Source organism: Microbacterium sp. H37-C3 (genome assembly GCF_027157935.1).
In the GTDB taxonomy this organism is placed as follows: Bacteria; Actinomycetota; Actinomycetes; order Actinomycetales; family Microbacteriaceae; genus Microbacterium; species Microbacterium plantarum.
Genome location: NZ_JAPVLR010000005.1, coordinates 209,690 through 224,399, shown reverse-complemented (window position 1 = coordinate 224,399; position 14,710 = coordinate 209,690). Strand labels below are relative to the sequence as shown.

Genomic DNA, 14,710 nt, shown 5'->3' with positions numbered 1-14,710 from the left:
CCGCAGCCGATTCGGCAGGCGTTGTAGTGGAGGCGCAGCCTGCGAGGGCAAGCGCGGCCGCGAGGGCGACACCAGCGGCGGTGACAACGCGGCGGGCGGAGGATGTGGGGGCAGGGAAGAGGCGTGTCATGGTGGAACCTGCAGCGTGACCGGAGGTGGGGCGGCAGCTGCCACCCCACCAGGTTCGGTCAGAGGCTGGCGAGGATGTCCTCCATCGTCGCGATCTCGGCGGTCTGGTCGTCGATGATCTTCTGCGCGAGATCGACGGCGTCGGGATTCTGGCCGTTATCGACCTGATCCTGAGCCATATCTATCGCGCCGGTGTGGTGCTCGATCATCTGCTCGAGGAACAGCCGGGATGCCTCGGTACCGGTGGCGGTGTCGAGGGCCTGCATGTCTTCCTCGGTCATCATGCCGCCGCTGTGGTCCATGCCTTCCATGTCCATGTCGGCGGTGTCGGCGCCCCACTCGTCCAGCCATCCCTGCAACTGATCGATCTCAGGCTGCTGGGCGGCTTTGATCTGTTCGGCCAGGGCGGTGACCCGCTCGTCGATACCGTCCTTGGCCAGGAGGGTGTCTGACATGTCGATGGCTTGGGTGTGGTGTTCGATCATCATGCTCGCGAACATGATGTCGGCGTCATTCGCGTTCGCTGCCGGCGCCGCGCTGCTACTGCTGCTGCTGCTGCTTCCGCCGTGGTCCATGCCGGACATACCGCCGGACGCGTTGCCGTTGTCAGCGCAGCCGGCGAGGGCGAGAGCGGTGGTGAGGACGAGGGCGGCGGATGCCGCGGTACGGATCTTCATGAGTGTTCTCCAAGAGTCGGTGAGGTACCCGGCCGGGGGCGCGGGGTGACGCGTGTGCCTGCATGAGGGCAGGCGTCAGCGATCTCAGGTGCGACTGATGCAGAGAACGGTGAGCGAGGGGGGTCGTAGCGGGCGCGCCCGGGCGGGCAGTATGGCTGCCAACAGGGACGCCGCGTACGGTGTGGACCCTCGCCAGGAGCCGCGGTGGAAGCGGGCGATGAGGAGCAGGGTGACCAACAGTGCGAGGACGCAGGTCATCCACGACATATCGCCACCACCGGAGCAGTCGACACACCCGCTTGCCGGTGCCCCCTCAGGGGCGGGTGCAGCATCGGTGTGGTGGGAGCTGGTGTCTGCCGGTGCCGCCGCGACGGTATCGGCGTATCCGGCACCGGCGGGGTGGGTGTTGAGGGAGTGCATCGCGAGGAGACCGCCGACGATCCCAGCTGTGATAGCAACGAGGATCAGGAGGGTGCGGGTGAGGGTGCGCGATCGGTCCATCGCGTTTGCGAGTGTGATCAGCGACATCCTCACCTCCCTGTTCCTCCCAGCGTATGTGGGTGCGGTCGTGGTTTCGGCTACTTGCCAGTGACCTCATCGGGGTTTAGATGCAACCGGCGCAGCAGCTGCGCGTTGAGGGCGACGACGATCGTCGACAGCGACATCAAGAGCGCGCCGATCGACATCGGCAGCACGAACCCCACGGGTGCGAGGATTCCGGCGGCCAGCGGGACGGAGATCAGGTTGTATCCGGCCGCCCACCACAGGTTCTGCTTCATCTTCTGGTAGCTCGCACGGGACAGTTCGATCACTGACAGCACCGAGCGGGGGTCGTCGCTTGCGAGGATGACCCCGGCTGAGGCGATCGCGACATCAGTGCCGGCACCGATCGCGATTCCCACGTCGGCTTGGGCGAGGGCGGGGGCGTCATTCACGCCGTCTCCGACCATCGCTACCTTCCGGCCTTCGTCTTGCAGCTCTTTCACTTTCGAGGCTTTATCCTCGGGGCGCACCCCAGCGAAGTACCGGTCGATACCCAAGTCGGCGGCCACGGATGCGGCGACCGCGTCGGCGTCGCCGGTAATCATCACCACCTGCACGCCCCGGTCGTGAAGATCACTCACCGCGGCCCGCGACTCGGCGCGAATTTCATCCGCTAACCGCAGCGCCCCCGCAACTTTCCCATCCACCAGGACGTGGAGGATGATCGCGCCTTCCTTGCGCCACTCGTCTGCGACAGGGAGCTCGTGGGCGCCTTCCTGCTCAAGCAGGTACGGGCCACCCACCTGCACGGTACGACCGGCGACTTGGGCGCGAACGCCTACCGCCGGCGAGGACGCGAAGTCGGTTGATGCGGGAACGGGGAGCTGCTTGTCTTTCGCGGCGTTCACGATCGCCCGGGCCAGTGGATGCTCCGAGTCCGACTCGGCTGCCGCGGCCAATGCGAGCAGTTCGTCGGCTGGAACATCGCCAGCGGGGTAGATTGAGGTCACGGCGGGGGCACCCTTGGTGAGGGTGCCGGTCTTGTCGAACAGCACCGTGTTGACGGTGCGCATGCTCTCCAGTGCAAGCCGATCCTTCACCAGGACACCGCTGCGCGCGGCACGTTCGGTGGCGATCGAGACAACCAGCGGGATCGCCAGGCCCAATGCGTGCGGGCAGGCGATGACAAGAACAGTGATCGTGCGGATCACGGCGTCATCGGGCACCCCGACCACCGTCCATACGATCGCGGTGACGACCGCAGCGGCAAGGGCGAACCAGAACAGCCAGGCCGCGGCGCGGTCCGCGAGACGCTGCGCGCGAGAAGAGGAGTTCTGCGCGTCGGTGACGAGCTTCCGGATACCGGCCAGGGCGGTGTCCTCCCCGACAGCGGTGATCTGCACCCGCACCCCGGAGTCAGTGGCAACCGTTCCCGCGACGACCTGGTCGCCCTCGCTACGGCGAACCGGGCGGGATTCGCCGGTGATCATCGACTCATCCATGCTGGCCGAGCCCTGCACGATCCGCCCATCCGCGGGCACCCGCCCGCCCGGGCGGACCACCACGACATCATCAACCTGCAGGTCAGCGGGAGCGACCGTAACAGTTGTGTCCCCGTCGACCTTTTCAGCTTCGTCAGGCAGAAGGGCCGCCAGGGAATCAAGGGCGGAGGTCGTTTGGGCGAGAGAACGCATCTCGATCCAGTGACCGAGCAGCATGATCACGATCAGCAGCGCGAGCTCCCACCAAAAGTCGAGTTCGTGATCCAGCACGCCCAGGCTGGCCCCCCAGGACGCGATGAACGCGACGGTGATCGCCAACGCGATCAGCAGCATCATCCCGGGCTTGCGGGCACGCAGCTCACTGACAGCTCCGGTGAGGAACGGCGCACCGCCCCACACGTACATCACCGTTCCCAGCACCGGGGAGATCCACCCCACCCATGCGGCGTCCGGGAGGGGGTACCCGATGAGCATCGCGAACATCATCGAGAAACCCGCGACCGGGACGGCGAGGATCAGCATGATCCAGAACAGGCGCCGGAACCGGGCGACGTGATCGCCGTGCCCGGCGTGACCGCCATGGTCGGCGTGCCCCTGCTCGGAGTGACCCGCCGCCGGTGCGGGGTCGTGGTGACCGTGACCGCCCGTGTGGGCTCCTGCCGTGGCGGCACGGCCGCGCTGCGGGCTGTGGTTGTGGTTGTGGTTGTGGTTGTGGTGATCGAGCTGGCTCATCAGAGCCTCCTTCGCTAAGCGAGCCGGTGCCGGCTCCGCGGGGTCAGGTCAGCTGCGTCGCCGGGGCAGCCGTGGTTGGCGCCACCGGGGCGGGGTGGGGGCGGAACCGGCGAAGCCGGAGACTGTTGGTGACGACGAACACCGAGGACAGGGCCATGGCTGCAGCCGCTACCAGCGGGTTCAGCAGCGCCGCCATCGCCAATGGGATCGCGGCGACGTTGTACGCGAACGCCCAGAACAGGTTGCTCTTGATCGTCGCGAGGGTGCGGCGGGCCAGCCGGATCGCGTCGGCTACGACGAGGAGGTCACCGGAGACGATGGTGATGTCACTTGCGGCGATCGCCGCATCGGTGCCGCCGCCCATCGCTAGTCCCAGATCGGCTGCGGCGAGGGCTGCGGCGTCGTTGACCCCGTCGCCGACCATTGCCACCACACGCCCCTCCGCCTGCAGCTGGCGGATCACATCGAGCTTTCCCGCCGGGGTGACCCCTGCCCGCACGTCATCGATCCCAACCTCAGCCGCGATTCGCGCCGCAGTGGTCTCGTTGTCACCAGTCAGGAGAACCGGCGACAGCCCCAGGGAACGGAACCGGGCGATCGCTTCAGCACTCGTGGGTTTGAGGGTGTCGGCAACACCGATCACACCCAGATACTCCCCGTCACGAGCGACCGCGACGACCGTCCCCGTCTCAGCGAGCTCTCCCGCCCCGGCCAGCGCGGTTGGGGGGATAGTGATGCCCCACTGTTCCTGCAGCCAGCCCACCCGACCGGCAACGACAGCGGAGGAACCGGTCGTTCCCTGCACGCCGAAACCAGCGTGAGAGGCGAAGGTGTCCGCCGGGGGCACGGCACCAGCCTCCGTGACAATCGCGCGGGCGACGGGATGCTCGGACCCGGACTCAATGGCGGCCGCAGCACGGAGCACGTCGCCGCGGCTGATGCCGGCTGCGGGGCGCACATCGGTGACGCTCATCCGCCCAGTGGTGACCGTTCCGGTCTTATCAAGCACGACAGTGTCGACCTTGCGGGTCTGCTCGAGCACCTGCGGGCCACGGATAAGAATGCCCAGCTGCGAACCTCGGCCCGTGCCGACCATGAGGGCTGTGGGAGTGGCAAGCCCCAGCGCGCACGGGCACGCGATGATCAAGGTCGCAACCGCTGCAGTGAACGCGAGTTCCAATGATGCGCCGGCGATCACCCATCCCGCAAACGCAGCCACGGCCAGGGCGATAACCACCGGAACGAACACGGCTGAGACGCGGTCCGCGATCCGCTGCACCTTCGCCTTCCCGGTCTGAGCTTCCTCCATCAGCCGCCGCATCCGGGCCAGCTCCGTGTCCGCACCCACACGGGTGATCTCCACCACAAGGCGGCCGCCGACGTTAACCGTCGCGCCCACCACACGAGATCCTGCGGTCACTTCCACCGGCACCGACTCACCGGTGAGCATGCTCGCGTCCACCGCGGACGCCCCATCGGCCACCAGCCCATCAGAGGGAATCTTCTCGCCCGGACGAACCAAGACGATGTCCCCAACGATGAGCTGCGTTACCGGGACGGTGCGCTCGGCGCCGTCGACGAGTTTGGTGGCGTGTTTCGCTCCCATCTCCAACAGAGCGCGCAGCGCCTCCGAGGAAGACTTCTTCGCCCGCGCTTCGGCGTACCGTCCGGCGAGGATGAACACGGTGACAAGAGCTGCAACCTCGAGGTAGATCTCGTGCCCGCCGGCCTGCGGGGTGCCCACGAGGGTGAACGACATCGTCATCCCCGCCATCCCTGCACCCCCGAAGAACAGGGCGTACAACGACCACCCGAACGCGGCGATAACACCAACGCTGATCAGGGTGTCCATCGTCGCCGCACCGTGACGGGCGTTGATCGCCGCGGCACGGTGGAACGGCCACGCCCCCCACACCGCCACCGGCGCCGTCAACGTCAGCGCCAGCCATTGCCAGTTCTCGAACTGCAGCGCCGGAACCATCGACAGCACCGCGACCGGGAGGGACAGGGCGGCCGTAATCAACAGTCGGCGGCGCAGCTGTGCTGTCTCGTCGTCTTTCCCCTCCGCGGGGGCCGTTTCGCCGGTCTCGGGAGCAGGGGGCTGAGGGATCGCCGCTTGATACCCTGCGGATTCCACCGCGGCGATCAGGTCGGCGGTGTCGACGTCGGTCCCGCGAACGCGTGCCTTCTCCGTGGCGTAGTTAACCGTCGCTTCCACGCCGGGGAGCTTGTTTAGCTTGCGTTCGATCCGGTTCGCGCACGAGGCGCACGTCATCCCGGTGATATCGAGCTCGACGTCGACAGCACTCATGCGGACGCGCCCTCCAACGTGTAACCGGCCTCCTCCACCGCGGCCTGCACGGCCTGAACATCAACCGGGGCGGCGCTATGGATCGTGACGCGCGAGGTACCGCCAGCGTTCAGCTCAACCGACACGTTTTCCACGCCGTCGATAGCCGTCAGCTCCTCAGTCACACTCGACACACAGTGCGAACACGTCATTCCCGATACCAGAACCTCCTGCGTCGCGGCCGCGTTCGCGGAGACTGTCTGGTCAGAGGTGTCAGGGCCAGCGCAACACGCGCAGCCCGCGTTCGAGTCGGTCAAGCCCAGGTCGGTGCGATCAGTCATCAGAGTTCTCCTTGCAGTGGTCGGTCAAGAACGGACGAGACGGGCAATAGCGTCGTTGGCTTCGCGGATCTTCTCGGCAGCCACCTGGCCGCCCTCGGCGGTCGCTTCCGCGACGCAATGCGTCAGGTGATCCCCCAGCAGCGACAAAGCGACGGTCTCGAGCGCCTTCGTGGCGGCGGACACCTGCGTGAGGATGTCGATGCAGTACTGGTCCTCATCAACCATCCGCGCGATCCCGCGCACCTGACCCTCGATACGGCGAAGCCGCTTCTGCAGGTCCTCCTTATTGCCCTCGTAACCGTTCATGCTGAATACCATACCCCCCTAGGGTATGTGTGTCTAGGGTTGTGGGCTTTGCCACTCATGTCCCGACGACCCGTTCCTGGATTGCGGGGGCGGCTACCGCCGCGTCGTAGGCGGCGGTACGTATCGGCGCCGACGCACGAAGCTCACCCACTGGATAGTCAGAGCCCTCACCTCACCCCCACCGTCAAGAACGTCTGCCAAAACCCGGTTTCGGACAGTGTTTCTGACCAGGCCTTCGAGGCGGGAGGTCGCCCCCCCCCTGCCGCAAACGATCGTTATTGGCAGGCGCTGCCGGTGTGCTGGCCCGTAGGGTTGCCGCCATGACAGCCGACCGGAAGAACCTGCTTACTCGACGAGAGATCGTCGCAGCCTACGTCGCGGTGTTAGACCGGCTTGATGAGTTCGTCCAGATCTGCGCCACGACCCACGGCGGACGTGACCAGGTGAGAGCGGCCGTGCAGGACGCCTTCGGCCTTACCGAGATTCCTTCTGAGGCCGTCTTGACGACGCAGATGTACCGGCTGTCGCCGCCCGAGCGACAAAAGGTCAGAGATGAGCTTGCCGCTCTAGACGCAGAGATTGAGCGCAACGGGTACTGACCCCGGCGTTCTCGCCGGAATCGATCGTTTGCGGCGATCCCTGCTCCGGCGCCGGGCTGGTCGGGTTGCCGCTAGCCGACGACCTCAACCCCTTAAGGACTGCGCTGCGACCAACTACCTGCTCACCGACATTCGTGCCGCCGGTCAGACTGAAGCTCGGCGCGACTACAACACAGCCGCCGAGGTCTTACGGAAGTCAGCTCGGTCTGCAGGCCCGTTCGACATCTTCCTGAGCCACAGCTTCTACGACGCGGAACTCGTTCTCGGGGTACGGGCGATCCTGCAGCGCGCAGGGGAGAGCGTGTACGTCGACTGGATCGACGACCCCGAGCTCGACCGCTCCCGGGTCTCCATGCGGACGGCCGCACGCCTTGATTCGCGCTGTGGATCCCGCTGACCCGGCCGGCATCCCGGCCGCCCGCGGCCGCCTGACCGGCGTCTGCCGTGGCGCAACGCGTCCAGGGGGTAGACGCCTATCGAAAAACGATCTATTGTTTCTCGATACTTAGTGAAGGAGCGCGATATGAACCGGACCCTGATCGCCGCCGCCAAGATCGTCTTCGCCGTACTTGCCCTCATCGGGCTCGCGCTCCAGCTCTTCATCATCCCCGCGAACGTCGCCGGCCTCGCCAGCGCCTACGCGGAGGTCGCCCGCATCGAGCCCGTCATCATCGGGTGGGGAGCCTTCGTCATCGCCTGCGGTCAGGCAGCGGTCATCGTCACGTGGCCCTTGCTCGATCTTGTGCGCGACGACAGCATCTTCACGACCGACGCCTTCACGTGGGTGCGCGCGCTGACGTGGTGCCTCGCCGCGATTGGGCTCAGCACCCTCGCGATGTTCGTGGTGCTCAACGCCGCGCACGTCACGCCGCCGGCGCTCATGCTCGGCATGCTCGCCGCGATCGGAGTCAGTGCCGCGGCGACGTTGATTCTGGCCGTGCTGTTCACGCTGCTGCGGCAGTCCGCCTCCATGCGATACGACCTTGCGGAGGTCATCTGATGCCGATCGTCGTCGACATCGACCGGCTTATGGAAGAGCGCGGGATGACCGTCGCTGAATTGTCCGCGGCGATAGGAATCACGCCAGCGAACCTTGCCGTGCTCAAGAACGGTCGCGCGAAGGCCGTCCGCTTCTCCACGCTCTCTGCGCTCTGTGAGGCGCTCTGCTGCCAGCCCGGCGACATACTCCGATACGACAACGCCCCAGCCGTCACGTAGGCTCGGGCATCCGCCGGTGTCTTGCATCCGGTCGCCGGACGTGCGGATGGCGAGATTCGCCCACGCTCGACGGGATCTGACCTGACAGCTCGATGTCGGCGCGCCGGATACTGTTGCATGGATGGGAAGTACTCGCGCTGAGGCCGCATATCTGCGTGCGTTGTCGGCGTTCCGTACCCCCACACTCGACCTCCTCCACGGCCGTTACGCGCCCTTCGTGGTCGCGACGCTCTCGCTCGTCTTCTCCGTCGACCGGCCGTCCGTCGAGATCTCGGATGCGCACGCCGAAGTCGCCGAGATCCTCGACGAGCTGCGTGCGGCCGGATACGACGAGGACGATCGCGCACTCCCGGCGGGCACCGCCCGTGAGATCTGTCGCTACTGGGTGCGGGTGGGATGGCTCGTCCCCCAGATCGACGGCGACGTCGAGGTCTACCGGCTGACGGCGCATGCGGTGGGCGCCCTGGAGATCACCGGGCGCACCACCGGGGGACGCACCCGGGTCTCGAACTCCCGTGTCCGCACCCTCCTGGAGGCCGTCGAGCGGCTCTCCGACCACGCTGAGACCGACCCTGAGGTGCGCCTCGCGCGCCTCATCCGCGAACGCGACGCGCTCGACGCCGAGATCGCGCGCCTTCAGCTCGGGGAATCCGAGCCGATCGACGATGAGCAGCTCCTCGAAGAGGCGGAGAACGTGCTGCATCTCGCGCGTGAGCTGCCCGCCGACTTCACGCGCGTCGCGGAGTCGATCAAGGCCATGCAGCGCGATGTCATCGCCGACCTCCGGCGCGACGTGCGCCCCACCGGCGAGGTACTGCGCGAGTACCTGCAGCGCGGACAGTACGTCATGCAGTCGACGCCGGAAGGCCGGGCGTTCGCCGGCGCGCTCCGGCTGATCGGCGATCCCGAGCGCATCGACAGCCTCACAGACCAGCTGCACACCCTGCTCACACAGCCCTTCGCGCGTCTGATGGACGCCGAGCAGCGCGCCGAGCTCGACGCGATCTCGAGGCGCGTCGAGCTCGGCGTCGAAGAGGTTCTGACCGCCCAGCGCCGTGCGTCGCGGGTCATCACCGCGCAGGTGCGCACGCACGACCCCATCCGCGATCGCCACGTCGACGATCTGCTGCGCGATGTCATGGCCGGTCTGCAGGCCTGGACGCACAGCACGTCATCCGAGGCCACCGTCGACATGATCCGCAGCCTGCCCACAGCCGACATTCGCCACCTGCGGCAGTCGACGACCGATATCCGCCCACCGCGTGCGCCGGCACCGCTGTCGGCGTCCGACGAAGACGCGGAGATTCTGGATGCCGATACACGCGCGTGGGGCGGTCCGCGCTACGCCGAGCTCGAGGCTCACGTCGCTGCCCTCGGCGAGGAGTTCGATCTGGGTGAGGCCTTCCTCGCCGCGGACGACGACGTGCGCCGTCCGGTCGACCTGGTCGGACTCCTCGAGATCGCCCACCGCAACGGCATGCGCGAGAGCGACGACCTCTCGGTGGTCGAGGCGCGCCGCCCCGACGGGACGACACGGCGCTTCGCGTTCGGATCCGTGACCGCCCGCACCTCGAAGGAGCCCGACGATGACTGACACCGCCAGCCTCGGCACAGCCGAAGACGAGGCCCCGGGTGACGGCGCATTCGTCGAGCCCGCTGCGATGGAGGACGACCTCGGCGAGCTCTTCCCCGGGGATCGCGGGGTGCTCGATCCCGCGGTGCGCCGCGTGCTCGTCCACCTGCTGCAGCGGCGGTTCGTGCTCGCCGACCGCAACCGCGAGGAGTGGACGGCCCTGCTCGACAATCAGCAGCTCGTCGAATCTCGCCTCAATGACCTGTTCGTGCGGCTCGTGATCGACCACGACCGCGGCGTCGCCTACAAGCAGCAGGTGCGCTCGGACGAGCTCGATGTTCCGATCCTGCTTCGGGATGCCGCATACACGCGCTCCGAGACCCTCGTCCTCGTACACCTGCGCACGGTGTATCAGCGGGAGTCGGCGGCCGGTGAGCCGGCCGCCCGGGTCGACATCGAGGACGTCGAGCAGACCGTGATGAGCTACTTCGCGGATGCCGACGGCGACACCGCCAAGCGGCAGAGACTGATCCGCAAGGCGATGGACCGGCTCGCTCGTGACGGCATCGTCGACGAGGAGACGACGGGACGCTTCCGCATCAGTCCGCTCGTCGAGATCGTCCTCAGCGCCGAGAAGCTGCGGGAGCTGCGCGATTGGCTGCGCGACCGGTCGGACGCGGACGACACCGGTGGCGTCGCGGACGACGAAAGCGAAGACGAAGAAGGCGACGACGAGCCTCAGGAGGTGGAGCTGTGACGATGCTCGAGACGCTGTTCGGGCTCATCCCGGCGGCATCCCGCGGCCAGCAGTGGCTCGCCGAAGACCTTCAGCTCATCAACTGGGGCGGCTACGAGGGCGCCCATCGTGTGCGCTTCTCCCCCGGTGCCACTCTTCTGTGCGGCGGCTCGGGGTCGGGCAAGTCAACGCTGATGGACGCCTACATCGCGCTCATGATGCCCCACACCACTCCCTTCAACGGCGCCTCGAACGGTGGCGTCACCGGGCGTCCGCGCGGCTCCGAGCAGCGCAACATCCTGTCCTACGGCCGCGGCAAGATCGACGAGTCGCGCACCGAGGACGGCACGAAGATGACCGTCCTCCGCGGCGACGGCGAAGACACCTGGACCGCGGTGTCGATGACGTGGATCGATCACGACGGGTCGCAGTTCACGGCGGTGCGCGCCTGGTACATCCCGGCCAGCGCGCGCGTGCTCGAGGACACCGTGCGTGTGCGGGCGACGACCGATCGGGCCTTCGATCTCCGCTCACTCGAGCCGGCCGCGGCGCAGCGACTTTCCGATTCCGCCGTGCGCGCTACGGGCCTGGAGCCCGTCGGAACGGACCGCGAGTTCTCGGCCCGCCTGCACGCCGTGCTGGGCATCGGGGCGGCTGGGGCCGGGGCCAAGGCGATGAGCCTGCTCGCGCGCATCCAGGCCGGCCAGCAGATCACGACCGTCGACGACCTCTACAAGCGTCTCGTGCTCGAAGAGCCCGAGACGATGGAGACCGCCGACGCGGTCGTCGCGCACTTCGACGGACTCGAGAGCACCCGCATGCGCATGCTGACGGCCCGGCAGCAGGTCACCGCGCTCACGCCCATCCCGCAGTTGCGGGCGAAGATGGCCGCCGCGACCGAGCGCGTGAATCTGATCGACGAGGTCGGCTCCTTCTCGGATGCCGGGTCGCTCGCCACCCTCTGGCGAGCGGACAGACGCCTCGGGATGCTGCGCGACGTCGAGACCGAGCTGCGCGAGCGCAAGACCGCGGCCGAGGTCACGCTGCGCGAGAAGCGTGCGCTCGCAGACGGCGCCGAGGCCGAACGCGACGGCCTGATCGACGTGCTCCGGCTCTCCGGCGGTGATCGCCTGGCGACGGCGCAGCGCGAACTGCGCGAGGTGGAACGGCGGCTCACCGACGTCCGGCGACACCGCGAGGTGCTCGATGCCGCCCTCCGCGGTCTGGGCGTCGAGCTCTCGAACCGCGACGAGTTCACCGCGTTCATCTCCCGCGCGCGGGCAGAGCTCGCCGACTCCGATGCGAAGGCGCGTGCCCGCTCCGCCTTCGCTGAAGCCGCGTCCACAGCGAAAGCCGCGCGGATCGAGGTCGCAGAACTGGAGGCGGAGGCTGAGCGCGTGGCCTCTCGTCACGGCAACATCCCGCCCGCTCTGCACGAGTCGCGAGAGCGGCTCGCGGAGGCCGCGGGACTCACGACCGCAGACCTTCCCTTCGTCGGCGAGCTCGTCGAGGTGCGCACCGAGTTCGAGCCGTGGCGCGAGGCGTTCAACCTCGCGCTCGGCGGCTTTGCCACCACGGTGCTGATCGACACCGCTCACCTGGGACGCTTCCGCGCGGCGATCGAATCGGTCCACACCCCCGTGCGATTGCGATTCGAGGGCGTGCACGCCGGCATGGAGCCGGTCGCCAACCTCGATCCACAGACCCTGCCCGGGCGTCTCGACTACCAGAGCTCGCCGTTCACCGGTTGGCTGCAGGAGCGGCTCGAGACCCGTCACGGATACGTCTGCGTCGATTCCAGCGCCGAGCCACCGAAGCACCGCATGGCTCTCACGATCACGGGTCAGGTCGCGCAGGGCAATCGTGGCGCGCACGGTGGCCACGGTCGCGAGAACGTCCTCGGATTCTCCAACGAGCGACGCCGGCACGACGTGGCACGTCTCATTGACGACGCTCGCCGCCGCCTCGACGACGCCCTCCGAGAGCGGAAGGTCGCCGAGACCGAGCTCGACACCGTCGACTCGCGCCTTGCCGTGTACGCCAAGATCACCGACCTGACCTGGGAAGAAGTCGACGTCGAGGCGGTCACCGCGGAACGGGATCGTTGGATCGGCGTGCAGAGCGACGTCACAGCCGCCAACCCCGAGATCGCCGATGTGCAGCGACGGATCGCCGACATCAAGGACCGGATCTCCCACCTGCGGGACGAGATCGCCCGTGTGTCGATCGAGCGTGATCAGATCGAGGCGCAGTGGGCCGAGGTGATCGACGACGTCGATTCCGATCAGTCCGTGCTCGACGACGCGGAGCGGGCAGAGCGCACTCTCACCGCCGCACAGTCCGCGTTCCTCGACGAGCGATTCCATCTCGATGGGCCGACCTCGGACGCCAGCCCGTCCCAGGCGCTGAACCGCTTCTCCGCAGCCCTCGCGACGGCCGCGCAGCGCCTCGCAGAGGACCGACGCGCGGCCGTCGATGCCCTCGACGAGAGCCGGGAGAGCCTCCGACGCATCATGGTGAGCTTCCTCGAGCGGTGGCCGAATCCGAATCTGCTGCCCGACCCCGACAGCTCGATCGACGACTTCGAACGCGCTCTCGAGGCCCTCGAGACCAGTGGGCTGCATGAGCTCGAGGCCGAGTGGCGCGACAGCCTCCTCAAACTGTCGGGCAACGACCTCACGAACCTCGACTCGACGCTCAGCCGATCGATACGCGAGATCCGTGATCGCATCGACCCGATCAACCGCATCATGCAGGACCTGCCGTTCTACGACGACGACCATCGCCTGCAGATCACCACGCGCGAGAACCAGTCCGAACCTCGCCGTCGCTTCCGGCGCGAGCTGCGCGAGGTGCGCGGGCTGATCGAGAACGCCACGACGGATGATGAGCGCGAACACGCGTACCGCCGGATGTCGCGCCTCATCGGGCATATGCGCCGGTCGGCGCCCGATTTCGGCGACCTCATCGACGTCCGCAACCACGTTCGCGTGAGCGCAGAGCGCGTGGATGCCATGACGAAGAAGCACGTCGCGCTCTACGACCACATCGGCGAGAAGTCCGGCGGAGAGTCGCAGGAACTCATTGCGTTCATCGTCGGCGCGGCCCTCCGCTATCAGCTCGGTGACGCCAGCGCCGAACGCCCCCGCTACGCCCCCGTGTTCATGGACGAGGCCCTGATCAAGGCCGACGCGCACTTCACCAAGCGGGCGATCGGAGCATGGCGCGGACTCGGTTTCCAGCTCGTCATCGGCGCACCGAACGACAAGTACAGCGCCATCGAGCCGCACGTCGACGTCGAGTACGACATCCTCAAAGACACGCGCGGTCGCTCGTGGGCTAAGCCGAAGGTCGCCCTGGAGGCGCCGACGTCCTGACGGCGCCTGGCATCACCTTCTCGAACCGGAACATCAACTCCGGTACGTCCTCGTCCCCCTCGATCGCAGGGCTTTCTCCTGTCGGCGCCTCGCCGGGGTGTTCGAGCGGATGCCCGGGGTGGAAGAACTCGACGATGTGGAAGCCGCACACGTTGACGTAGAAGTGGATGTTGCGCACTTCGAAGTGGGGTGTGTGGGTCTCCCAGATCCGGGTGTCCGGGTAGCGCGCCTCGATCGCGTACCAGGCAGTCCGCCCGAGCCCGAGCCCGCGCCCGTGAGCACCGGCATCGATGAAGAAGAGCTCGAGCGCGCGGCGATCGTCGTCGCCCGCGACGACCGCGCCGCCCACGATCTCGCCCTCCGCCACGATGTCGAGCACCTCCGATGCGGCGTCGTCGAACGAGGCGAACACCTCACGGTCGGACGGCGTCGGGACGTCCGAGCTCAGACCGTGATCGGTCACGGCGAGGGCGAACGCCGCCTGGAGACGCCGGGCGAACGACATCCGGTCGCTTGGGTCGGTACGTCTGAGATCGACCTGTCGGGCGGTCGCGTTCATAGGGAGTCCTCTCCTCGCGTGGCGCGCCCCGCGCCCGCGGCGCGAACGTATCCACACGCGATGTGCGGCGCGTAAGACACCGCTGACAGGCATCCTGTATGACGATCACGGCGCAAGCGGTGGATAGCGGTCGCTTGATCGCCGCGTACCCGACCGCCGGCAGCACCTGCTAGAGCTTGGCGCGCGAC

The 14,710-nt window shown here is 67.5% G+C and carries 13 protein-coding genes; 6 read left to right on the top strand and 7 right to left on the bottom strand.

The genetic code is table 11. The features are described from left to right. Window positions 1-188 precede the first annotated feature (188 nt). The 6 genes from O1W71_RS14165 to O1W71_RS14140 all read right to left on the bottom strand — a co-directional run bounded on the left by O1W71_RS14165 (window position 189) and on the right by O1W71_RS14140 (window position 6,460). On the bottom strand, window positions 189-806 hold the full coding sequence (locus O1W71_RS14165) for a DUF305 domain-containing protein (RefSeq protein WP_269268460.1): 618 nt from the start codon (window positions 804-806) through the stop codon (window positions 189-191). A gap of 84 nt (window positions 807-890) precedes the next feature. Beyond that, window positions 891-1,226, bottom strand: a complete 336-nt coding sequence (locus tag O1W71_RS16455; protein ID WP_442924503.1) for a hypothetical protein — start codon at window positions 1,224-1,226, stop codon at window positions 891-893. A 158-nt stretch (window positions 1,227-1,384) separates the two neighbouring features. Beyond that, on the bottom strand, window positions 1,385-3,523 hold the full coding sequence (locus tag O1W71_RS14155; RefSeq protein WP_442924487.1) for a heavy metal translocating P-type ATPase: 2,139 nt from the start codon (window positions 3,521-3,523) through the stop codon (window positions 1,385-1,387). Between the two features lie 43 nt (window positions 3,524-3,566). Then, window positions 3,567-5,834, bottom strand: coding sequence for a heavy metal translocating P-type ATPase (locus O1W71_RS14150; protein WP_269268458.1), 2,268 nt, complete (start codon window positions 5,832-5,834; stop codon window positions 3,567-3,569). After that, on the bottom strand, window positions 5,831-6,154 hold the full coding sequence (locus tag O1W71_RS14145) for a heavy-metal-associated domain-containing protein (RefSeq protein WP_269268456.1): 324 nt from the start codon (window positions 6,152-6,154) through the stop codon (window positions 5,831-5,833). Before O1W71_RS14145 ends, O1W71_RS14150 begins: the two co-directional genes overlap by 4 nt. A gap of 24 nt (window positions 6,155-6,178) precedes the next feature. After that, a complete protein-coding gene (locus tag O1W71_RS14140) occupies window positions 6,179-6,460 on the bottom strand; it encodes a metal-sensitive transcriptional regulator (protein WP_269268455.1) in 282 nt (93 codons plus the stop codon). 320 nt (window positions 6,461-6,780) lie between these two features. On the opposite strand from O1W71_RS14140, the gene O1W71_RS14135 reads away from it, so the two are divergent. The 6 genes from O1W71_RS14135 to O1W71_RS14110 all read left to right on the top strand — a co-directional run bounded on the left by O1W71_RS14135 (window position 6,781) and on the right by O1W71_RS14110 (window position 13,963). Further along, complete coding sequence (locus O1W71_RS14135) at window positions 6,781-7,059, top strand: hypothetical protein (protein ID WP_269268453.1); 279 nt, start codon at window positions 6,781-6,783, stop codon at window positions 7,057-7,059. A gap of 523 nt (window positions 7,060-7,582) precedes the next feature. Further along, window positions 7,583-8,059 carry a DUF2975 domain-containing protein gene (locus O1W71_RS14130; RefSeq protein ID WP_269268452.1) on the top strand — a complete coding sequence of 159 codons (477 nt, stop codon included), beginning with the start codon at window positions 7,583-7,585 and terminating at the stop codon, window positions 8,057-8,059. Beyond that, window positions 8,059-8,277 (top strand): helix-turn-helix domain-containing protein, encoded by a 219-nt coding sequence (locus tag O1W71_RS14125; RefSeq protein ID WP_269268450.1) that lies wholly within the window; start codon window positions 8,059-8,061, stop codon window positions 8,275-8,277. The genes O1W71_RS14130 and O1W71_RS14125 overlap by 1 nt, the downstream gene beginning before the upstream one ends. 121 nt (window positions 8,278-8,398) lie before the next feature. Further along, window positions 8,399-9,871, top strand: a complete 1,473-nt coding sequence (locus O1W71_RS14120) for a DUF3375 domain-containing protein (RefSeq protein WP_269268449.1) — start codon at window positions 8,399-8,401, stop codon at window positions 9,869-9,871. After that, entirely contained in the window at window positions 9,864-10,607 is a 744-nt protein-coding gene (locus O1W71_RS14115; RefSeq protein WP_269268448.1) for a DUF4194 domain-containing protein, read from the top strand. Before O1W71_RS14120 ends, O1W71_RS14115 begins: the two co-directional genes overlap by 8 nt. Then, window positions 10,604-13,963, top strand: coding sequence for an ATP-binding protein (locus tag O1W71_RS14110; RefSeq protein WP_269268447.1), 3,360 nt, complete (start codon window positions 10,604-10,606; stop codon window positions 13,961-13,963). The genes O1W71_RS14115 and O1W71_RS14110 overlap by 4 nt, the downstream gene beginning before the upstream one ends. Here the strand turns inward: O1W71_RS14110 and O1W71_RS14105 are convergent. Next, window positions 13,926-14,522: a GNAT family N-acetyltransferase gene (locus tag O1W71_RS14105; RefSeq protein WP_269268446.1), complete on the bottom strand. Its 597-nt coding sequence runs from the start codon at window positions 14,520-14,522 to the stop codon at window positions 13,926-13,928. The two genes, O1W71_RS14110 and O1W71_RS14105, sit on opposite strands and share 38 nt — an antisense overlap. Window positions 14,523-14,710 lie beyond the last annotated feature (188 nt).